This window comes from Ensifer sp. EB106-03-01-XG145, assembly GCF_058792075.1.
The window spans coordinates 48,367-70,113 of record NZ_JBYTEC010000013.1 but is presented as its reverse complement, the minus strand read 5'-3'; the positions used below and the strand labels follow the sequence as shown (position 1 = coordinate 70,113).

Annotated in this window: 18 protein-coding genes; 12 read left to right on the top strand and 6 right to left on the bottom strand. The window is 64.1% G+C overall.

What is annotated here, in order from left to right; translation table 11 throughout:
* The first annotated feature begins 34 nt into the window (after positions 1-34).
* Positions 35-1,006 (top strand): GlxA family transcriptional regulator, encoded by a 972-nt coding sequence (locus tag AC3WWH_RS25405; protein ID WP_058321824.1) that lies wholly within the window; start codon positions 35-37, stop codon positions 1,004-1,006.
* Between the two features lie 347 nt (positions 1,007-1,353).
* Here the strand turns inward: AC3WWH_RS25405 and AC3WWH_RS25400 are convergent, their stop codons facing one another.
* Complete coding sequence (locus AC3WWH_RS25400) at positions 1,354-2,532, bottom strand: LysR family transcriptional regulator (protein ID WP_058321825.1); 1,179 nt, start codon at positions 2,530-2,532, stop codon at positions 1,354-1,356.
* Positions 2,533-2,751: 219 nt separating this feature from the next.
* Here AC3WWH_RS25400 and AC3WWH_RS25395 point away from each other — a divergent pair, with 219 nt between their 5' ends.
* The 7 genes from AC3WWH_RS25395 to AC3WWH_RS25365 all read left to right on the top strand — a co-directional run bounded on the left by AC3WWH_RS25395 (position 2,752) and on the right by AC3WWH_RS25365 (position 11,583).
* Positions 2,752-4,290 (top strand): aromatic amino acid lyase, encoded by a 1,539-nt coding sequence (locus AC3WWH_RS25395; RefSeq protein WP_058321826.1) that lies wholly within the window; start codon positions 2,752-2,754, stop codon positions 4,288-4,290.
* Between the two features lie 18 nt (positions 4,291-4,308).
* Positions 4,309-5,685, top strand: coding sequence for a hydantoin-5-propionate amidohydrolase (ertD, locus tag AC3WWH_RS25390; RefSeq protein WP_058321827.1), 1,377 nt, complete (start codon positions 4,309-4,311; stop codon positions 5,683-5,685).
* The gene (locus AC3WWH_RS25385) at positions 5,685-6,968 is read left to right on the top strand and encodes a Zn-dependent hydrolase (protein WP_058321828.1); all 1,284 of its coding nucleotides are present in this window, start codon (positions 5,685-5,687) and stop codon (positions 6,966-6,968) included. Before ertD ends, AC3WWH_RS25385 begins: the two co-directional genes overlap by 1 nt.
* Position 6,969: 1 nt before the next feature.
* Positions 6,970-8,067, top strand: coding sequence for a thiohydantoin desulfurase (gene ertC, locus AC3WWH_RS25380; protein WP_058321829.1), 1,098 nt, complete (start codon positions 6,970-6,972; stop codon positions 8,065-8,067).
* Positions 8,068-8,080: 13 nt separating this feature from the next.
* Entirely contained in the window at positions 8,081-8,410 is a 330-nt protein-coding gene (locus tag AC3WWH_RS25375; RefSeq protein WP_058321830.1) for a TfoX/Sxy family protein, read from the top strand.
* Positions 8,411-8,712: 302 nt separating this feature from the next.
* Positions 8,713-10,371, top strand: coding sequence for a thiourocanate hydratase (ertB, locus tag AC3WWH_RS25370; RefSeq protein WP_492377319.1), 1,659 nt, complete (start codon positions 8,713-8,715; stop codon positions 10,369-10,371).
* A gap of 405 nt (positions 10,372-10,776) precedes the next feature.
* Positions 10,777-11,583 (top strand): class I SAM-dependent methyltransferase, encoded by an 807-nt coding sequence (locus AC3WWH_RS25365; protein ID WP_058321832.1) that lies wholly within the window; start codon positions 10,777-10,779, stop codon positions 11,581-11,583.
* A gap of 242 nt (positions 11,584-11,825) precedes the next feature.
* Here AC3WWH_RS25365 and AC3WWH_RS25360 read toward each other — a convergent pair whose 3' ends face one another.
* The 5 genes from AC3WWH_RS25360 to AC3WWH_RS25340 all read right to left on the bottom strand — a co-directional run bounded on the left by AC3WWH_RS25360 (position 11,826) and on the right by AC3WWH_RS25340 (position 16,879).
* On the bottom strand, positions 11,826-12,587 hold the full coding sequence (locus tag AC3WWH_RS25360; protein ID WP_057253336.1) for an SDR family NAD(P)-dependent oxidoreductase: 762 nt from the start codon (positions 12,585-12,587) through the stop codon (positions 11,826-11,828).
* Between the two features lie 4 nt (positions 12,588-12,591).
* Entirely contained in the window at positions 12,592-13,410 is an 819-nt protein-coding gene (locus AC3WWH_RS25355) for an ABC transporter permease (protein ID WP_057253338.1), read from the bottom strand.
* On the bottom strand, positions 13,410-14,276 hold the full coding sequence (locus AC3WWH_RS25350) for an ABC transporter permease (protein ID WP_058321833.1): 867 nt from the start codon (positions 14,274-14,276) through the stop codon (positions 13,410-13,412). Before AC3WWH_RS25350 ends, AC3WWH_RS25355 begins: the two co-directional genes overlap by 1 nt.
* 289 nt (positions 14,277-14,565) lie before the next feature.
* Positions 14,566-15,726, bottom strand: coding sequence for a polyamine ABC transporter substrate-binding protein (locus AC3WWH_RS25345; RefSeq protein WP_110878441.1), 1,161 nt, complete (start codon positions 15,724-15,726; stop codon positions 14,566-14,568).
* A gap of 70 nt (positions 15,727-15,796) precedes the next feature.
* Positions 15,797-16,879, bottom strand: coding sequence for an ABC transporter ATP-binding protein (locus tag AC3WWH_RS25340; protein WP_057253341.1), 1,083 nt, complete (start codon positions 16,877-16,879; stop codon positions 15,797-15,799).
* A 218-nt stretch (positions 16,880-17,097) separates the two neighbouring features.
* Between AC3WWH_RS25340 and AC3WWH_RS25335 the strand changes: the two genes are divergently transcribed.
* The 4 genes from AC3WWH_RS25335 (at position 17,098) to AC3WWH_RS25320 (ending at position 21,739) form a co-directional block, all read left to right on the top strand.
* Entirely contained in the window at positions 17,098-17,868 is a 771-nt protein-coding gene (locus AC3WWH_RS25335; RefSeq protein WP_373419849.1) for a helix-turn-helix transcriptional regulator, read from the top strand.
* A 231-nt stretch (positions 17,869-18,099) separates the two neighbouring features.
* Positions 18,100-19,065: a sugar-binding transcriptional regulator gene (locus AC3WWH_RS25330; protein WP_058321867.1), complete on the top strand. Its 966-nt coding sequence runs from the start codon at positions 18,100-18,102 to the stop codon at positions 19,063-19,065.
* Between the two features lie 122 nt (positions 19,066-19,187).
* The gene (locus AC3WWH_RS25325) at positions 19,188-20,630 is read left to right on the top strand and encodes an extracellular solute-binding protein (RefSeq protein WP_058321836.1); all 1,443 of its coding nucleotides are present in this window, start codon (positions 19,188-19,190) and stop codon (positions 20,628-20,630) included.
* A gap of 185 nt (positions 20,631-20,815) precedes the next feature.
* Positions 20,816-21,739 (top strand): carbohydrate ABC transporter permease, encoded by a 924-nt coding sequence (locus AC3WWH_RS25320; protein ID WP_058321837.1) that lies wholly within the window; start codon positions 20,816-20,818, stop codon positions 21,737-21,739.
* The last annotated feature ends 8 nt before the right edge of the window (positions 21,740-21,747 follow it).

Below are 21,747 nucleotides of genomic sequence, written 5' to 3'. Positions count from 1 at the left end.
TACATTATCGGCGACGAGGCGGAGAAGTTTGGGCATGGATCAGAGCGTATCGCAGGTGCAGCACGTCGATATCCTGGTGCTGCCGGAGACCAATCTGATCCTCGTTGCCTCTGTCATCGAGCCGATGCGCGCGGCCAACCGCATCGCCGGGCGGCCGCTCTACGACTGGACGATCTACAGCCCGGACGGCGCGCCGATCGAGACGAAGAGCGGCATACCCATCCCGGTCTCGGGCATTTTCCGGCCGCAGCGCGAAACGTCGCCGCTCTTCATCCTCTCAAGCTACAACTGGCAGAGGAGCGCGACCTCGCAATTGAAGATGTTGCTTTCGCAGACCGCCCGGCATCGCGAATTGATGGCCGGCATCGAATCCGGCTCCTGGCTGCTTGCCGAAACCAGCCTGCTCGACAACTTCAGCGCCACGACGCACTGGGAGGATTTCGAGGATTTTACCACCACCTATCCGCAGGTAACGATGGTGCGAGAGCGTTTCGTCATCGACGGCAAGCGCATCACGACGGGCGGCTCGCTGCCGACACTCGACCTGATGCTGGAACTGATCCGCCGCGCGCACGGCTATTCGCTGGCGCTCGAAGTGTCGCGCCTCTTCATCTACGAGCAGGAGCGCACCCGCGGCGATCTCTTGCAGATGCCGGCGATCGGCAACATGCGCATCCTCGATCCGCGCGTCGGCGCCGCCGTCAAGCTGATGGAGGAAACGGTGGAGGCGCCGTTGACGCTCGTCAGGCTCGCCCGGCGTATCGGCGTCAGCACCCGCCATCTGCAGGACCTTTTCCGCGACACGATGGGTGTCGCCCCACATGAGCACTATCTGGCGCTGCGTCTCAACGCCGCGCGGCGCAAGGTGATCGAGACACGTCTGGAATTTGCCGACATCGCGGCGATCTCCGGCTTCAACTCGTCCTCCTCCTTCTCGCGCAGCTACCGGGCGCATTACCGCGAGAGCCCGAGCGAGACCCGGCGACGACTGAAACTGAAGGGCTGAGAGCGCACTTCAAGTGTTGATTCAAGGAAGAGTTTTTCGGAGTCGTTTCAGGCGCTTGGTGGCGGATGATCAGGAACTGATTCCGAAGCCGGAGCGTCAGATGCGGAGCCTGCTTGCTTTGGTCCACGACAGTCTCTCTCCTCCGTCATTCCTGTGCTTGTCACAGGAATCTCTAGCAGTTCCGCAGGAACTGCGGGACCAGCCCAAGTCCTTGGGCTGAAAAGAGTCTTTTCGATGCGCCGACGCGCGTCGACTAGATTCCTGTGACGAGCACAGGAATGACGGCAAGGGAGATGCATCGGCATACGAGATCCTTGTGCTGTGTACTTCGTGACACCCGCACAGTGTCAGGTCGGCGCGCTCGCCTTCATCATCGAAATCATCAGTTCGCCGATCTCGCCGGCGAAAGCGCCACGCGGCCAGACAAGTGTGAGGGATTGCCGGTAAGCAGGGCCAAGCTGGATCATCGCCGGAGGCCGATGCATCCTTGCGAGCGAGGATTCCGGCAGCACCGAGAGGTAGCCGTGTTGAGCGACGAGGTTGATGATAACAGGAATGGAATCGACTTCGACGAGGGCGATGCGGCGACGCTCGGTCTCGTCAAGCGTGTCGTCGAGGAAGCGTGCGGTCTCGCGGCGCAATCCGCTCCTGACGCTTGGCACTGCGATCGGGCAGGCGGCGAGCAACCTTGGCAGGTCGCCTGCGAATGCGGAAAGGACGGAGGCGGGGCCTGCCAGCGCCAGCGGCATCTGCGACACCAGCCGGCCGTCGCAATCCAAGGGGATCTCGGCGACATCGAGAAGGGCGGCGTCGAACCGCCTGCTTCTAAGGCCAGCCAAAAGTTCATCCGCCGTGGTGCTGGATATGTATAGCGGCTGGCGCGGGCGGGTGCGTTGCCAGTTCGCCGTCAGCGCCGCCAGCATGCGGGCGATCTCGCTTTCGGGACCGAGCGGCATGACGGCGCCTAGGCGCCAGGTCGCGGCGTCGCGGCGGAAGCGATCGGCCGATGCGTGTGTCAACCGCGCCCAGATGTCTAGCAGGGCCTCGACCAAGGGAATGATCCGCTCAGCGGTTGCCGTGCCGAGGACACCGCCATGAGAGCGCTCGAACAGGCGGCTGCCGAGATGGCGTTCAAGGTCGGCCATCTGCCGTGTCAGCTGCGGCTGACCGAGGCCGAGCGCCTTGGCGGTGGCGCGGATGCTGCCGGAGCGGGCGATCCGGACGAAGCGATCGAGCGCGACGAGGCCGATCGGCGGCGTGGGATCGATCGCCTCCTTACCTGCCGCCTCCATGATGGCAGCAATCTTGGTCGTTGCCTCCCTGATTTCAGTCGCGCGGGCACGCGCTTCGAGCGTCAGGACGAGTGCGGTTTCTTCTCGCCGGAACAGCGACATGGAGATCGCCTGTTCAAAGCGCTTGATGGCGGCGCTGACGCTTGAAGGCGCGCGTCCGCTGAGCTTGGCGGCGCGGCGGATGCCGCCTTCGCGGAGCACCGCATCGACGATCACGATCGTTGCCAAGTCCATTCGGCGATCCTTCTGCCAGACGAGCGGTACCATGCGCCGATGGCATGTCCATGATTACGCATTGCCCGTTCCAGATTTGGGATATAGCACGAGCGGGCGATAAGCGCATAGCATGCATAAAGCAACCAAGGCCTTGCGAGCGGCGGTTGCGAGACATCAGAGCATCCGCGCACCGTTTCGAAACCGAAGCGAGTCCGGCGCGGAAAGGTATCCATCGGCATGCTGCACCAGGTCAAAACCATCGTTCTCTGCGGGAAACCGCTGGACTTCGCGACGCTCGAGGACATCGGGACGGGAAGGGTTCGGCCGGTGGCCGATGACGGCGGCATGGAACGGGTGGCCGCCGCCCACAAGGTGGTTGCCGAGCGTGTCGCGATGGGGCTTCCCGTCTATGGTTCCAACACCGGCGTCGGCTCGATGAAGGACCGTCTCTGGACGGCCGACGATCTGGCTGAATTCAACAATTCGCTGGTCAGAGCCCATCACTTCGGCACCGGCGAGTTCTTCGCGCCGGCGATCGTGCGCATGGCGATCGCCATCCGCGTCAACACCGCCATGCGCGGCCACACCGGCTGCAGCCCGGATCTGATCCGGGCGTTTCTGTCCCTTCTTGCGTCCGACATCATTCCGGCGGTGCGCCGGCACGGCTCGATGGGCTGCGCCGATATCGGCCTGATGGGGCAGATCGCCTCGGTGCTGACAGGCGTCGGCGAGGCCTACTATCAAGGGCGCCTCGTTTCGGCCGAGACGGCGCTTGCCGAAGCGGGCCTGAAGCCATTCGTCATGCAGCCGCGCGACGCGCTGGCGGCGCTCAGCGTCAATGCCATTTCCTTCGCCGCGGCGGCCAACGTGCTGCGCGAGGCGGCGGCCGCGATCCGCGTGCTGCTCGTCACCGGCGTTATGTCATCCTTAGCGCTTGGCGCGTCGGCCGATCCGTGGCGGGTGGCGGCAACGCTCTCGACCCGCGGCGAGGCGCTGGTCGGCTCCTGGCTCTACGGTCAATCCGGTGTTGCAGACTGGCCGGTGCCGACGGCCATCCACGATCCGCTCAGCCTGCGCATGACCGCCCAGGTCTTCGGGGCCGTCGTCGACACGCTGATGGTTGCTGCCGGGCGGCTGGTGGAGGCGACCTATCTCTCCGACGACAACCCGGTGGTGCTTGGCGGTCAGGTCCATTCCTCCGGTGCGTCGCTGCCGCTGACCACAACGCTCTATATCGAGGCGGCACAGATCGCCTTTTCCCATGCGGCGCGCAACGTGCTGAATCGCTGCATTCTTCTATCGAACGGCGGACGTCGCAATCTCTCGGTCAATCTCGTCGCGCCGGGAGAGGTGGCGACCGGGCTCGGCCCGCTGATGAAGCTCGCCGTCGAACTTTACATGCGGGTGCAGTCGCTGGCCGTGCCGCTCTCGGCGCAATCGATCGTCGTTGCCGGCGGTCTCGAAGAAGAAGCGACCTTCCTGCCGCTGATCGTCGAGCGCATGGAAACGCAGGTGCGGGACCTGCGCCAGCTTGCCGCCATCGAGGCGATGCTGTCGTCGCAGGCGATCGATCTCGTCGGTGACCAGCCGCAGGGCGTCGTCAAGCGCGCCTACGACCAGACCCGTTCCGTCAGCCCTATGTATCTCAAGGACCGGCCGCTCTCGAAGGAGATCGAGGCGCTGCAGGATGCCTTCACCTGCCACGACCTGCTGCGCTCCTTTGTCGCCACCGCGCCGATGCCCGAGTTCGACGACTTCTTCGCGCTCGGCAAGTGACACAACGAGGAGAACAGCATGTCCGATTTCGATCTCGTTCTGAAAGGCACCGTTGTTCTCCCGCACCGGATCGTCGAGGGCGGGCACGTGGCGGTGCGCGATGGCAAGGTGGTGCATGTCGGCCAGGGGGCGGCACCGGCCGCGCGTGAACGGCATGATCTCGGGAATGCGCTGATCCTGCCCGGCGCCGTCGATGCGCAGGTGCATTCGCTGTCGCAGAAGAACCAGGAGGATTTCATCTGGTCGACGCGATCGGCTGCGGCCGGCGGCGTCACCACCATCGTCGACATGCCCTATGACGAGGGCAATCTCGTCTGCTCGGCTGAAGCGCTACGCCGCAAGATCGACCATGCCGGTCCGCAGGCGCGCATCGACTTCGCGCTTTATGGCACCGTTGACCCAGAGGAGGGGCCGGCGCGCATCGGCGAAATGGTGGAGGCGGGTGTCGCCGCCTTCAAGTTCTCGACCTTCGGCACCGATCCCAAGCGCTTTCCGCGCATTCCGGCAGCGCTCCTTGAAGACTGCTTCCGCGCGATCGCACTGAGCGGGCTCGCTGCCGGCGTGCACAACGAGGACGACGAGGCGGTGCGCGCGGCGATCGACAAGGTCAAGGCGGCCGGGATTACCGACTACCGCGCCCATGGGCTGTCGCGCCCGCCGCTGACGGAACTGCTTGCCACCAACCAGATCTACGAGACCGGGGCTGCCACCGGATGCCCGGCGCATGTGGTGCACTGCTCGCTCGGCCGCGGCTACGAGATTGCCGCCGCCTACCGCGCGCAAGGGCACGCCGCGACGATCGAGTGCTGCATCCACTACCTGACCCTCGATGAAGAAAACGACGTGCGGCGGCTCGGCGGCAAGGCCAAGATCAATCCGCCGATCCGGCCGCGCGCCGAGGTGGAGAAGCTCTGGCGGCATGTGGCTGATGGCACGGTGACGATGGTCTCGACCGATCATGTGAGCTGGTCGGAGGATCGCAAGACCAATCCGGACATGCTGGCCAATGCCTCCGGCGTGCCGGGGCTCGAAGTCATGGTGCCGCTCTTCGTCAAGGGCGCGCTGGAGCGCGGAATTCCGCTGACTCGGGCAGCCGAACTGATGACGCTGAACCCGGCGCGGCATTTCCGCCTCGACCATCAGAAGGGCGCACTCGAAGCCGGCAAGGATGCCGATATCATCGTCATGACGCCCGAGCCCTATGTCTATGACGCGGCGGCAAGCGGTCACAACGTCGTCGGTTGGTCGCCCTATAACGGTATCAGGCTGCCCTGGCGGGTATCTGCCACGTATCTGCGCGGCAGGCTCGCCTTCGATGGTCGCGAGGTGCTGGCCGAGCCCGGTGTTGGGCAATTCGTCCGGCCGCTGGCCACGTTGGCGCTGCAGGAGGCGTGATGAGCAAGACCGCCCACAACAAGGTCCCGGCCAACCTGCCGGTCAATGCCGGCCGGATCGCCGGGATCATCAACGGTCTCGCCGGCATAACCGAGCCGGATCGGCCCTATACGCGGCGCGCCTTTACGCCGCTGTTCCTCGAAGGCCGCGCCTTTCTCGACCGGCGCTTCCGCGCAGCCGGTCTCGAAACCCGGATCGACGCCGCCGGAAATCTGATCGGCCGGCGCAAGGGGCGCAAATCGGCGCTCGGCACCATCATGCTCGGCTCCCATTCCGACACGGTGCCCGATGGCGGCCGTTTCGATGGCATCGCTGGCGTCGCGGCAGCGCTCGAAGTGGCGCGGGCGCTGACGGACAATGGCATCGAGCTCGACCATGATCTGGAGGTCGTTGACTTTCTCGCCGAGGAAGTGTCGATCTTCGGCGTCTCCTGCATCGGCAGCCGCGGCATGGCGGGCGTGCTGCCGGATGGCTGGCTGAGCCGTACCCAGGGCGAACTCAGTCTGCGGCAGGGAATCGTCGAAGTCGGCGGCGACCCGTCGCGGCTTTCGGGTTCCAAGCGCTCGGACATCAGGGCCTTTCTGGAACTGCACATCGAGCAGGGGCCGGTGCTGGAAACCGGGCGGCTCGATGTTGCGGTCGTTACCGCCATCTCCGGCATCACCCGCATCGAGGTCATCGTCGAGGGGCAGGCGGATCACGCCGGCACGACGCCGATGGGGCACCGGCGCGATGCGCTGGTTGCCGCCTCGCGGCTGGTGCTGGAGATCGAGCGGCTGGCGACGGAATTCTCGCAAGGCGAGGGGCATTTCACCGCGACGGTCGGCGAGTTCTCGATCGAACCGAATGCGGCGAATGTGGTGCCTTCGCGCGTGCGACTGCTGATCGACGCGCGTGCCGAGCTCAGGCCGCAGATGGAGCGGTTCCTGACCGAACTCGGACCGTTGTGCCAAGGCATTACTGACGCTGCCGGTGTGACGATCGCGCCTGCCAATGTGATTTCCGACAACCACCCGACACCCGGCGATGCGCTGCTGCTCTCAACGCTCGAAGAAAGCTGCGACGCGATCGGCGCGAAGCATCGGCGCATGGCGTCCGGTGCCGGCCACGACACCGCCTGGATGGGGCGCATCACCCGCTCGGCGATGATCTTCATTCCCTGCCTCGGTGGGCGCTCGCATGCGCCGGAGGAATGGGCGGAAAACGACGACATCGCGCTTGGCGCCGCGGTTCTCTTCGATGCGGTGAAGAGGCTCGACAGACGATTGCAGGAGAAGGTGTGAGATGGGCCGGATACTGAAGGAAAAGGACGTCGAGGCGGCGGTCAAAGGTGGGTCCGTCTATGCGGCGGGCGGTGGCGGCTGGGCCGACCATGGGCGCATGCTTGGCTATGCGGCGGTCTCGATCGGCAAGCCGGAGCTGGTGTCGATCGACGAGCTCGACGCCAACGACTGGGTGGCGACGGCAGCGGCCATCGGCGCACCCGCCTCGACCACGCCCTGGGAAATGCGCGGCGTCGATTACGTCAAGGCGGTGCAACTATTGCAGGAAGCGCTCGGTGAGAAGCTTTCTGGCCTGATCATCGGCCAGAACGGCAAGTCCTCGACGCTCAACGGTTGGCTGCCTTCGGCGATCCTCGGCACCAAGGTGGTCGACGCGGTCGGCGATATCCGCGCGCATCCGACCGGCGACATGGGCTCGATCGGCCTTGCCGGTTCACCCGAACCGATGATCCAGACGGCGGTCGGGGGAAATCGCGAAGAGAACCGCTATATCGAGCTGGTGGTGCGCGGCGCCACCGCCAAGGTCTCGCCGGTCCTGCGCACCGCGTCGGACATGTCGGGCGGCTTCATCGCGTCGTGCCGCAATCCGGTGCGCGCGTCCTACGTGAAAGCCAATGCGGCGCTCGGCGGCATTTCGCTGGCGCTGGCTCTGGGTGAGGCGATCATCGCGGCGGAGGCCAAAGGCGGCAGCGCCATCATCGACGCGATCGTCAAAGCGACCAATGGCGCGATCCTCGCCGAAGGTACGATCACCGACAAATCGGTCGTCTATACCAAGGAAGCCTTCGACATCGGCACGGTGACGCTGGGGAAGGGCGCTGACTCGACGGTATTGCACGTGATGAACGAATACATGGCGGTTGACTCTGCGGAAGGCCGGCGGCTTGCGACCTTCCCCGACGTCATCACCACGCTTTCGCCGGAGGGCGAGCCTTTAAGCGTCGGCCAGCTGCACGTGGGCATGAGGATCTTCGTGCTGCACGTGCCGAAGACGCTGATCCCGCTTTCTTCCAGCGTGCTCGACCCGACGGTCTATCCGTCTGTCGAAAAGGCGATGGGCATCGAGCTTGCCCGCTACGCGCTTTCAGGCCGGAACTGACGGGAGCAGGGTCATGGCGCGCGATGCCGGACTGGAAGAGCTGATCCGCGAGGAGCTGGGCGATCGCGCCGGGCTCTCGGAAAAGGCGATGTTCGGCGGCTGGGCCTATCTGCTGCATGGCAACCTGCTCCTTGGCGCACGCGAGGGTTCGCTGCTGGTGCGGCTCGGCAAGGGCAATGACGGCTGGGCGCTGGCACTACCCGATATCGAGCTGATGGTGATGAACGGGCGGGCGATGCACGGCTGGGTGCGCGCAGGCGCGGACGCCTATGGCGACGACGCCCTGCGCCGGCGGCTGCTCGACGGCGCGATCGCCTTCGTGGAGACGTTGCCGCCGAAGTGAAAGCTGGTGGTCTGCCCCGCCAATGGGCGCTGCCGGGTTGCCCCTCACCCTAACCCTCTCCCCGGAGGCGGGGAGAGGGGACGAGATTGCCAGTGTCCGTAATGGTTTTGGCGAGTATTGGGCCATTTGCATTCGCTGCAAGGCGTGCGCACTTGGCCAAAGTGATCGGATGGAGCCTGGCGGCGAGCACAACGGTATTCCCTCTCCCCGCGCGCGGGGAGAGGGCTAGGGTGAGGGGCAATTGCCAACGCCATCGTGAACGAGCGGGCATTTCCACTGACACAACAATGAGGAACAGGACAATGCCCAAGGCCAATCCCCGGCACCCTAATTTTCCGATCCCCGGCGGGCCTGAGATGCGCGCCAAGGGCTGGAGGCAGGAAGCGCTTCTGCGGCTGCTCGAAAATGTGCTCTCCGTCGGCGAGGATCCGGACAATCTCGTCGTCTATGCCGCTCTCGGCAAGGCGACGCGCAATTGGCCGGCGCACCGCGCCATCGTCAAGACGCTGATCGAGATGGACGAGGACCAGACGCTGATCATCCAGTCGGGCAAGCCCGTCGGCCTCTTGAAGACCCATGCCAAGGCGCCGCTGGTGATCATGGCCAATTGCAATATCGTGGGACAATGGGCGAAGGCCGAGGTGTTCTACGAATTGCAGCGCAAGGGCCTGATCTGCTGGGGCGGGCTGACGGCCGGCGCCTGGCAATATATCGGCAGCCAGGGGGTGATCCAGGGCACCTACGAGATCTTCATGCGCATTGCCGAGCGGCGTTTCGGCGGCGATCTCTCCGGCCGCTTCGTGCTGACGGCAGGGCTCGGTGGCATGGGCGGGGCACAGCCGCTCGCCGGCCGCATGGCGGGGGCGGCGATCCTCTGTGTCGACATCGATGCGGAGCGGGCGAAGAAGCGCCGGGAGATCGGCTATCTCCAGGAGATCGCGCCGGATCTCGATGCGGCGCTTGCGATGATCGACGCGGCGGTGAAGGAGAAACGGGCGCTTTCCGTCGGTCTCGTCGGCAATGCGGCGGAAATCTACCCGGAAATCGCAAGGCGCGGCATTGTGCCCGACGTGGTGACCGACCAGACTTCGGCGCATGACCTCGTCTACGGCTATGTGCCGAAGGGCATGAGCCTCGACCAGGTGAAGTCACTGCGCGATGACGGCCAGGGGCAGCTGATGGCGGCAAGCCGCGCCTCGATCGTCGAACATGTGAAGGCGATGCTCGACTTCCAGACACGAGGCGCGGAAGTCTTCGACAACGGCAACCTGATCCGCACCCAGGCCCGCGAGGGCGGCGTTGCCAATGCCTTCGACATTCCGATCTTCACCGAAGCCTATCTCAGGCCGCTTTTTGCCCGCGCCATCGGGCCGTTCCGCTGGATGGCGCTGTCAGGCGAGGAGAGCGACATCGCCCGCATCGACGATCTGCTGCTCGAAATGTTCCCGGACAACCGGATCGTCACCAACTGGATCAGGCTCGCGCGTCAGCATATTCCATTCGAAGGCCTGCCGGCCCGCATCGCCTGGCTCGGCCATGGCGAGCGCACGGCACTGGCGCGGCGCGTCAACGAGCTGGTCGCATCCGGCGAACTCAAGGGACCGATCGCGTTTTCGCGCGACCATCTCGATGCCGGCGCCATGGCGCACCCGAACATCATGACCGAGCGGATGAAGGACGGATCGGACGCGATCGCCGACTGGCCCTTGCTCGACGCCATGCTGCTCTGCTCGTCGATGGCCGATCTCGTCGTCGTGCATTCCGGCGGCGGCGGCTATGCCGGCTATATGACCAGCTGCGGCGTGACCGTCGTTGCCGACGGCACGGCTGAGGCCGACGAGCGGCTCGACCATGCGCTCACCAACGATACCGCGCTCGGCGTCATCCGTTATGCCGATGCCGGCTACGACGAGAGCTTCGAGGAGATCGCCGCCAAGGGCATCGGGCATGTGAAGGTGTAGGCCTTGGCGCAAGGCCCGCGCAGGGCCGTCACATTCACCGACCTCATTCCTGTGCCTGTCACAGGAATCCAGCAGCGCCGCGTCGGCGGCGCTAGAGACGCTTTCATTTTCGCTGACTGCAGAGCGTCATTCACGGCGCGGACGCGCTGTGGCTGGATTTCTGTGACAAGCACAGAAATGAGGGAGAAGAGGAAACGCTCCAGGTCCTCAGGCAAGGGCGATGGTCGAGGCGGCGATGGCCGGCCTCAGACAGAGCGCAGAAAATGTGACGATCGTCGCTGGCTTTGCGGCCGATCAACAGCTGGCCTGCCTCGCTGACTTGCGGGATTCCACCTGTCCGGCTCTGAGGCTTGGGCTTGAGCAATGCAAGCGCTAATATGCCGCCTTTGCTGCCCGGAGGCGATCATGACGTCGAGCTTCAATGTGCAGAGTGCGGCCGGCTATGAACAACTGATGGGGCGGTGGAGCAGGCAGCTGGCGCCGTTGTTCATCGACTTTGCCGGCATTACCGACGGCGAACGGGCGCTGGACGTCGGCTGTGGCACCGGAAGCCTGACCTTCGCGCTGCCGCATGCCGCAAATCTCAGCGAGATTGTCGCGATCGATTTTTCACCCGTCTTCGTCGAGGCGGCGACCCGGGCGAACAGCGATCCACGGATCAGGATCCAGCAGGCCGATGCCTGCGCGCTTCCCTTTGCCGATGCTTCTTTCGACCGGGCGCTGGCGCTGCTGGTGCTGCATTTCGTTCCGGAGGCGGGAAAGGCGGTTGCCGAGATGCGCCGGGTCACGCGGCCGGGCGGCGTGGTCGCCGCTGTGGTCTGGGATCATCTTGGCGGGATGCCAGGCATGCGCATGGTGCTCGATACGGCGGCGATGCTCGATGAGAATGCGGAACAAATACGCAGCCGCTATTGCTTCCAGCCGATGATGCGGCCGGGCGAAATGATGCAGAGCTTTGCGGCGCATGGCCTTGAAAAGATCGAGCAGACCTCTCTCATGATCCGGATGGACTATCAGTCGTTCGAGGATTTCTGGCAGCCGATCGCGGCGGGCGAGGGACCCTTGGGCAAATATGTCGGCGGGCTGGATCAGGCGCTGCGGGCAAAGGTCGATGCGACGGTCAAGGCCGCCTATGAGGCCGGCCAGCCCGACGGTCCCCGGTCCTTTGCGGCGGTGGCTTGGGCATGCCGGGGGACGGTTCCGGAGGCCTGATAAGGTCGCCAACCTCATCCCTGTGCTCGTCACAGGGATCCAGCAGCGGCGCGTCGGTGGTGCGAAAGGCACCTTCGATCCGGCGTTCTAAAGAGTCATTCACGGCGCGGACGCGCCATGGCTGGATTTCTGTGACAGGCACAGAAATGAGGGAGGGGAGGAGACGCTCCAAGCCCAACTGCATGAGGGGAACGCGCGATTGCCGCACCTCGCGACATCGGGAGGATGCTACGTCAGCATCTTCACACCACCGTCTCGCCACCGTCCACCACCAGGATCTGGCCGGTCATGTAGGAGGAGCGGTCGGAGACGAGGAAGAGGATCGACTCGGCGATCTCGTCGACACTTGCCCAGCGGCCGAGCGGCACCTTTTCGCGGATATAAGATTCGATCGCGCCGCGCCCGCCCATCTGGGCGATGAAGGGCTCGTTGAAGGGCGTGTCGACCCAGCCGGGGCAGAGCGCGTTGACCCGGATGCCGTGGCGTGCGTAGTCGCCGGCCATCTGCTTGGTCATGGCGATGACGGCGTGTTTGGTGGTGGTGTAGGCGATCATCTCGCGATCATAGAGCACGCCTGAGGAGGACGAGGTATTGACGATGACGCCGCGGCCGGCCGCCCTCATCGACGGCATGACGAGGCGTGCGGCCATGAAATGGGCGCGGACGTTGAGGTTCCAGGAACGGTCGAAGCCCGAAATCTCGACCTCTTCGAGATCGCCCGCCACTTGAGCGCCGGCATGGTTGTGCAGAATGTCGATGCTGCCGTGGCGATAGAGGATATCGGCGATACCATCGCTGAGCGCTGCGTCGTCGGTGACGTCGATCGCCAGCGCCTCGGCGCTGCCGCCCTTGGCGGCGATCGCCGCGACGGCGGTGCTGGCAGCCGCAAGGCTGCGGTCGACGACGACGACATGGGCGCCCTCGCGCGCCATGATGGCAGCACCCGCCTGACCGATCCCGGAGCCGGCTCCGGTCACGATCGCGACCCGGTCTTTCAGGATCATGGTTTCACTCCCCGGATTTTGTTTTCTTCTCTCGCATCAGGATGCGGGCGGTCAGGATCAGAAGCAGCGAGGCGACAAGCACCAGCGTCGCGATCGCGTTGATCTCGGGCGTCACGCCGCGGCGGATCGAGGCGAAGACGTAGATCGGTAGCGTGGTTTTCGAGCCCGCGACGAAGAAGGCGATGATGAAATCGTCGAAGGAGAAGGTGAAGGCCAGAAGAAAGCCGGCGAGGATCGACGGCAGGATCTGCGGCAGCACGATCAGCCGGAAGGTCGTGAGCGGTGTCGCGTAAAGGTCGCTCGAAGCCTCGACGATATCGCGGCCGAGGCTGGCGATGCGGGCCTTCACGATCATCGTCACCAGCGCCATCGAGAACAGGCCGTGGGCGGCGATGATCGAGCCGTAGCCGAGGCCGAGCTGCGGCGGCTGATCGCCCGGCCAGATGGTGGCGAGCGCCGGATTGATGAAGGAGAAGACGGCGACCAACGCCACCAGCGTCGCGATGCCGATGACGACGCCGGGCACGACGATTGCGGCTGCAAAGAGCGCATCGAAGATCGCCCGGTTGCGCGGCGCCAGCCGCTCCATGCCAAGGGCCGCCATGGTGCCGAAGATCGCCGCAAGCGTGGCGCTGGTGAAGGCGATCAGCAGGCTGTTCTGCAAGGCCGAGACCAGGAAGGTGTTGCCCAGCGCCTTGCCGTACCAGGCGGTCGAAAACCCGGTGAACTCGCTGGCGTTACGCCCGGCGTTGAAGGAGAACAAGACGACGAGCGCGATCGGCGCGTAGAGGAAGAGATAGACGGAGGAGATGAAGGCGCGCATCAGACGAGATCCACCTGTCTTGTGCCGGCAACGCGGAAGGCAATGCGCATCGCCACCATCAGGATCACCACGACGACGGCAACGAGGGTGACGGCGATCGCCGAGCCGAAGGGCCAGTTGCGCGATTGCAGGAAGAGATCGACCAGTGCATTGCCGATGAAGAACACTTTGCCGCCGCCCAAGAGCTGCGGGATCAGGTATTCGCCAAGAAGCAGGATGGTCACCAGCGCGACACCGGTCATCACCCCTGGTAGCGACAAAGGCAGGGTGACGCCGAAGAAGGTCGATACCGGCTTGGCGCCGAGATCGGCGGAGGCTTCGAGCAGCCGGCGGTCGAGTTTTTCGAGGCTCACATAAATCGGCATGATCATTAGCGGCAGGTAGCCGTAGACGATGCCGAGCAGCACGGCCCCGGGCGTGTTGAGCATCCTCACGTCCTCGATGCCGATCATCGACAAAAGGTTCGGGATGCCGCGCGAGCCAAGGATGTACATCCAGGCATAGGTGCGCACGAGCAGGCTGGTCCAGAAGGGTACGACCACCAGCGATACGAGGATCAGCCGGTAGCGCGGGTTCGCCTTGACCGCGAGATAATAGGCGACCGGATAGGCGATCAGCAGGCAGGCGAGCGCGCCGATCGGCGCGAGAACGAGCGTGTTCCAGAAGGCCGCCGCACGTGTCGGCAGGTTGGCGAACTGGGCAAAGGTGAAGGCCGCCTGATAGCCGCCTTCCGGTGCGCGTTCGCCAAAGGCGAAGACCAGCATGGCGATGAATGGCAGCACGAGGAAGATCATCAGCCAGGCCGCCGCCGGCGCCACCAGCGCCGCCGTCACCAGGTTTCTCTTCGTGTTCGTTGCCGCGGGCATGTAAATCTATCCATCTGGTTTCAGTAGCATTTCGGCCCGGCATCCGCGCGGTGAGGGAAGCCCTTCATCCGGCCTGCCGGCCCCCTTCTCCCCGCAGGCGGGGTGAAGGGGCTTGTGGCGCCCGCTCGGTCCCACGCATGAGAAGCGGGAGATAGGAGCGGGAAGGTTGCCGCCTGTCCCTTCTCCCCGTTAGAACGGGGAGAAGGGACAGGCAGGCGGATGAGGGGCAGTTCCCTCACCACGCATGCGTTTCCCTCACCGCATGGATGAGGGGCAGTCGCAGTTTCGATCAAGCCGACTTGAAGCGCGCCATCAGTTCGGCGCGGCCGGGGTCGGTGAGCGTCACGGCGGCGCCGAATTCGAGCGGGGTCAGCGATGCCTCGTCCGGATAGACGATCTTGTTGCCGGTCACGTCGGCCGGGAGCAGCTTCAGCACGCGGCTGTCGGTGGTCGGGGCGCCGTTGGCGATGTGCTCCTTCATGGCGTTTTCCGGCGCCATCAGATAGTTCAGCAGGGCATAGCCGGCGGCCTTGTTGGCGGCACTCTTCGGGATCGCGTAGAAATCCGACCAGATTTCACCACCGTCCTTGCCGAGCACGAACTGGATTTCCGGCATGTCGCGGTTGAGCTGGGCGCCGTCATTGGTCCAGCACATGGTCATCCAGGCATCGGTCGCGCGCATCGAGGGCTGGTAGTCGCTGTTGATGGCATAAAGATGCGGCTTCACCTTGATCAGAAGCTCCTCGGCCTTGGCGAGTTCGTCCGGCTTGATAGAGTTGAAGGAAAACCCGAGCGATACCAGCGCGTTGCCGATGGTGGTGAGCTGGTAGTCGTGCACCATGGCGCGGCCATCGGCCTCGGTCATGGCGATCTCGAAGAAGTCCTTCCAGCTCGTCACCGGCGTCTTGATCTTTCCGGAGTTGAGCGCGATCCCGGTCGTGCCCCAGTTCTTCGGCACGGCATAGGTCTTGCCGTCGACGACGCCTTCGTTGGTGAAGCGCGCCGTCTCGGTCGCAGCGTCGTAGTTCGGAAGTTTGGAAAGATCGAGTTCGTCGATGAGCCCGAGCTTCACATAGGTCGAGATCGTGTAGTTGGTGGGAACGAAGAGGTCCCAACCGGTGCCGCCGGCCTGGAGCTTCGCCAGCATTTCCTCGTTGGAGCCGAAGACATTGACCTCGACGGCAACGCCGGTCGCCGCCTGGAAGGCCTCGAACGTCGCGGGGTCATGGTAGTTCGGCCAGGTGGCGATCGACATCTGCGTGCCGAGATCGCCGGCAAAGGCAGTGGAGTTGAAGAGGCCCGGCTGGCGCGCGAGAACTGCGGTCGCAAGCCCGAGGCCGGTGACGCCGAGGAAGTGGCGGCGCGTAACCGAGCCGCGCTTCAGGCGCATCAGTTCGTCCGAGAGCTGATCGGCGGTGATAGGGGCATTTTCTCTGTACCATTTGCTCATGACGCTGTTCCCTTTATCGTTTGACGTTCATGCGTAGGCGGCAGAACCGGCTTGGTGAGGCCGGGAGAGTTCAGGCTGGAAAGACGTGCAGCGCGTTCGGATCGAAGGCGAGGCCGACCTTTTCGCCGGGCTCCACCAGTTCGCTGTCGCCGAGCGTGCGACGGTCGGCCGTCACCAGGAAATCGCCGAGCCCGTCGACCGCGACGGAGTATTCGACGGCTGAGCCCAAAAAGATCCGGTGAGTGACGGTGCCGGCAAGCGCGTCTGCGCTGGCGGCGCCGTTGCGCGTCAGGCGGATCGCTTCGGGCCTGAGCGCCACCGTTGCCGCACCCTTCGTTCCATTGACGGCAGGGGTGGCGAAGCGGGCGCCGTTGGCAAGGACAAGCGACGAGGCGCCGTCGACGGTCGCATCGATGCGGTTGGTCTTGCCGACGAAATCGGCGACGAAGAGGCTTGCGGGACGATCGTAGATCTCCTGCGGCGGGCCGACCTGGACGATGCGGCCGGCATTCATGACGCAGACAAAATCGCTCATCGACAGCGCTTCTTCCTGATCGTGGGTGACGAGCACGAAGGTGATGCCGAGCTCGCGCTGCAGCGTCTGCAGCTCGATCTGCATGGCGGTGCGCAACTTCTTGTCGAGGGCCGCCAGCGGCTCGTCGAGCAAAAGCACCTTCGGCTTGTTGACGATGGCGCGGGCAAGCGCCACGCGCTGCTGCTGGCCGCCGGACATTTCGTGGATGCGGCGTTTGCCGAAGCCGCCGAGCCGCACCATTTCCAGCGCCTCCTGGGCGCGGCGGGAAATCTCGGCGCTGGCGATGCGCGGCCGCATCTGCCTCAAGCCGTAGGAGACGTTCTGCTCGACATCGAGATGGGGAAACAGCGCATAGTGCTGGAACACCATGTTGACCGGGCGGCGGTAGGCGGCAACACCGTTCATCGGCTCGCCGCTGATGAAGACCGTGCCCTCGCTCGGCTGCTCGAAGCCGCCGATCATGCGCAGGCAGGTGGTCTTGCCGCAGCCGGAAGGCCCGAGAAGCGCCATGAAGGCGCCACGCGGCACCTCGAGATTAATGTCCGATACGGCCGTCACGGCGCCATAACGTTTGGCGACCGAACGGAATTCGATGTCGTTCGTCGAAGCGGATGTCACGTCTGTTCCCTGCGGTTGTTTTCGGATGCAGCCAGGAATCTCCGTCCTGGCACTCCACCGTCATTGATACGCAGCCTAGTCAGCGCGCACCCTGCCGGTATATACCCCGAGAGAGGTATTTCAACGTGGAATGCTCTGTGTGAGGAGTATACCCCGGAGCAGGAAATATCGGCCGGGAGGGCGGTTTGAGCGTCGATCTCGAGGGGCTTTTTCAGGTCATGGCACCGTTGGTGGCAGGTCCTGCGCTAGACGACGAGGCGGTCGGCACCGCCTATCGGCGGCTGATGTCGACGCTGATGACCTTCGACTATGTGGTCGTCTTTGCCTATCGCGGCAAGGAACGGCCGATCGATCTCTTCAGCACCTTCAACGCCAAGGATCATGTGCTTTTCGTCAGCCTCTACCAGGCGGGGCCCTATCTGCTTGACCCGTTCTACCATGCGGCGTCACAGGGCAAGCCGGGCATCTGGCGGATGCGGGAACTGGCGCCTGACCGGTTTTTCTCCTCGGAATATTATCGCACCTACTATGTGCAGACCGGGCTTGCGGAGGAAGTCGGCTTCTTCGTGCCGGTCGACGAGCAGATCACCGTCGTGCTGTCGCTGATGCGGCGCGAGGCGACGGGGCCGTTCAGCGCCGCGGAATTCGCCCTGTTGAAGAAGGTCGAGCCGCTGGTGTCGGCGCTGGTGCGGCACCACTGGGCGGGTCTCGGCCGCCGATTCGATGCCGCACTGGCAAAAACCGGAAGGAGCCGCCGCAAGGCGACCCACCCGCCGGCCGATGGCGTCTGGCAGCATCTCAATCTGACGGACCGCGAAGCCTCGATCATCGAACTGGTTCTGCAGGGCCATTCGTCGGAATCGATCGGCCTCAGGCTCGGCATCTCCACCGGTACGGTCAAGGTTCACCGCCGCAACGTCTACCGCAAGCTCGGCATTTCCTCGCAGACGCAATTGCTGTCGCTGTATCTGAGAAACCTCGGGCAGTAAGCCGTGTAGGCGCCGCCCATCACTGCATGCCCGCCCGTAGCGGCGCCCCGACGGCGCGCCGCGCCGGTCGGTGCCGGCTCTCCCAATCCCATTCCTCCACAAACGTGATCGATCGCGCGGCTGATCGCTATTGACATTTTTTGCACGCCATGAAATTTCTTTCATTAACGGATAAAAATATCACGCGGTGCAAAAAATATCATGCAGCGCAACAAGGACCGGGTGGAGACAATGACGATTGGTGGGACAGGCATTCGTGACGACGAGACCAGCATGGCGACGCGGGCGGCCTGGCTGCACTATGCCGGCGGGCTGACCCAGGCCGAGGTCGCCAAGCGCCTGGGGCTTACCTCGCTCAAGGCCCATCGGCTGATCATGAAGGCCAACCAGGAAGGACTGGTGAAGGTCTATATCGACGGCGAAGTCTCGGAGTGTGTCGAGCTCGAGCAGGCGCTTTCGGCGCGCTTTGGCCTCGACTATTGCGAGGTGGTGCCGGACTTCGATTCCGACGATCTGCCCCTGAAGGCGCTCGGCATTTCCGGCGCGCAGTTCCTGAAGCGCGAGATCGAGCGCGGCGAGACGGCACTGGTCGGCGTCGGCCACGGCCGCACGCTTGCCGCGTGCGTCGAATATCTGCCGCGCATGGCAAGCGGCAACACCCGCTTCGTGTCGCTGCTCGGCGGGCTCACCCGCAAGTTCTCGGCCAACCCGCATGACGTGATCCACCGGCTCGCCGAGCGCACCGGTGCGGAGGCCTATGTCATGCCGGTGCCGTTCTTTGCCAACACGGTCGAGGATCGCGACGTGCTCTTCAGCCAGCGCGGCGTGCGTGAGGTCTTCGATCTCGCCAAGACCGCGGATCTCTTGATGGTCGGCATCGGCACCGTCGAGCGCGAGGCATCGCTGGTCTCGACCGGCATGATCGAGATGAGCGAGATCGAGGAAATCCAGAAGGGCGGGGCGATGGGCGAATTGCTCGGCCACTTCTTCGACAAGGACGGCGCACCAGTCGAAACAGCGTTGTCCGACCGGACCTTCACGCTCAGCCGCGAGGACCTGAAGAACCGCCGCACGGTTGCTGTGGCCGGCGGCAAGATCAAGGTGCCGGCCATTCGCGCCGTGCTCGCAAGTGGACACTTAAGCGGCCTTATCACCGACGAGCGGACGGCACGGGCGCTTGCGGCCGAAAGCGCATGAGGCGCTGAGACATTCGAGGCCATGCGGAGGGCAGGGAGGATCTGCCGTTCGGGTCTCAAAGGGAGGAATACCGGTGGGGTAGCCGGCAGTCGCAATCATACCCGCAACGGAGGAGAAGACGGATGTACGAGAAGGAGAAGGACCTCATCAGCGCATTCCTGCGTGGGGAGGTGGACCGCCGCGGCATGCTCAAGGGATTGGGTGCGGCAGGCTTGACGGCCGGCACGGCCGGCACGTTGTTCAACATGATGTCGACCCAGGCGCTCGCCGCCGATTTCGACTGGAAGGCGCATTCCGGCAAGAAGCTGAAGCTGCTTTTGAACAAGCACCCCTATGCCGATGCGATGATCGCCAACCTGCAGGCCTTCAAGGACCTGACGGGCATCGAGGTCACCTATGACGTGTTCCCGGAAGATGTCTATTTCGACAAGGTGACGGCGGCGCTGTCATCGGGATCGGCCGAGTACGATGCCTTCATGACCGGCGCCTACATGACCTGGACCTATGGTCCGGCCGGCTGGATCGCCGACCTCAACGAATGGATCAAGGATCCGGCTAAGACCAACCCCAACTACAATTGGGACGATTTCCTTGCCGGCGTGAAGAACTCCTGCGCCTGGAACGGCCAGCCGGGCGGAGCGCTTGGGTCGGAAGACGCCAAGCAATGGTGCATTCCGTGGGCGTTCGAACAGAACAACATCACCTATAACCGCGAGATGTTCGACAAGGCCGGCGTCGAATTACCGAAGAACCTCGACGACATGATCGCGGTCGCGGCCAAGCTGCAGAAGGACATCGGCGGCATTTACGGCATCGGTGTGCGTGGTTCGCGCTCCTGGGCGACGATCCACCCGGGCTTCCTGTCGGGATATGCCAACTTCAACCAGAAGGACCTGAACGTCGGCGCGGACGGCAAGCTGTCGGCGGCGATGAACACCGCGGAATCGAAGGCCTATCACGCCAAGTTCGTGCAGATGATCCAGGAAAGCGGCCCGAAGGACTGGTCGACCTATACCTGGTATCAGGTCGGCACCGACCTTGGCGCCGGCGCATCGGCGATGATCTTCGACGCCGATTGCCTGGGCTACTTCATGAACGGCGGCGACAACAAGATGGCTGGCAAGCTCGGCTATGCCGCCTTTGCCGCAAACCCGGAAGCGACAGCCTCGACGCCGAACATCTGGATCTGGTCGCTCGCCATGTCCAACTTCTCCAAGGACAAGGACGCCACCTGGTACTTCCTGCAATGGGCCTCCGGTCCGGAGCATGCGCTGTTCGGCGCCACCAAGATGGACTTCGTCGATCCGGTTCGCCAGTCGATCTGGAAGGACGAGATCTTCCGCGAGAAGCTGAACGGCAAGTATCCGGGCTACGTCGAAATGTTCGACGCTTCGGCCGCCGGCGCCTCCATCAAGTTCACGCCGCAGCCGCTGTTCTTCGACGTCACCACCGAATGGGCGGCGACGCTGCAGAAGATGGTCGCCAAGCAGGTGCCTGTCGATGAAGGTCTCGACCAGCTTGCAGAAAGCATCAACCGCCAGCTCCAAGAGGCGGGTCTCGGCTGATAGGCCTCCCAAGCGATGCCCGGCGCTTGGATGCGCCGGGCATCCCGAGATGCCGGTTGAGCCGGCCTGTTGCGACCGGTTTGAGGTTGCACCGAAATCAACCCGAGATGCCGAGGGACTGGCGCGGCGCCTATAGGCTCCCGCGTGCCGCGTGCTCTTTAAAGACTTCAGGAACGGAGCTCGACATGGCTTCAACAGAAATCCTCCGCAGACCGGCCTCCGGTTTCAGGATCAGCAGGAAGATGCTTCCCTACGTGCTGAGCCTGCCGGCGTTGCTCGTGTGCATCGGCATCCTCATCCCGTTCTTCACGGCGGTAATCTATTCCTTCCAGCGCTATCGGCTGAGCCAGCCCTGGGCGCGCCAGTTCAACTGGGGCGAAAACTATCTCAACTTCGTCACCGACCCGGCCTTCTGGAACACGCTCAAGGTGTCGCTGCTCTATGCCGGGCTCACCGTGACGCTGGAACTCTTGCTCGGTCTCGGCATCGCGCTGCTTTTGCAGCGGCGCTCGACGGTCAACAACTTCATCTCGATTATGCTGCTTCTGCCGCTGATGATCGCGCCGGCGCTCGCCGCCTTGATGTGGAAGCTGATGACCAATCCGAGCTTCGGCATCCTCAGCTATCTCGCAAGCCTCATCGGCCTGCATGATTTCCGCTGGGCGTCCTCGCCGGACACCGCGCTTCTGACCGTCGTTCTCGTCGATATCTGGGTCTACACGCCCTTCATCATGATCCTGCTTCTGGCGGGCCTGCGCTCGCTGCCGACGCAGCCCTTCGAGGCGGCGGCCCTCGACGGCGTGCCGCGCAGCTTCGTCTTCTTCCGCATCACGCTGCCGATGCTGACGCCCTATATCCTGACGGCGACGCTCTTCCGGCTGCTCGACAGCATCCAGCAGTTCGACATCATCTACGCGATGACGCAAGGCGGGCCCGGCAACACGCTCACCGTCTTCCAGGTCGAGGCCTATCTCAACTTCTTCCAGTCGACCAATGTCGGTCGTTCGGCAGCGCTTCTGATCATCCTGTGGGCGATCACCTACACGCTGTCCAACGTCTTCATCAAGAACTGGCTGCGGCTGCGCGAACGCGCTCGCGGCGAAGCGTAAAGGAGGGA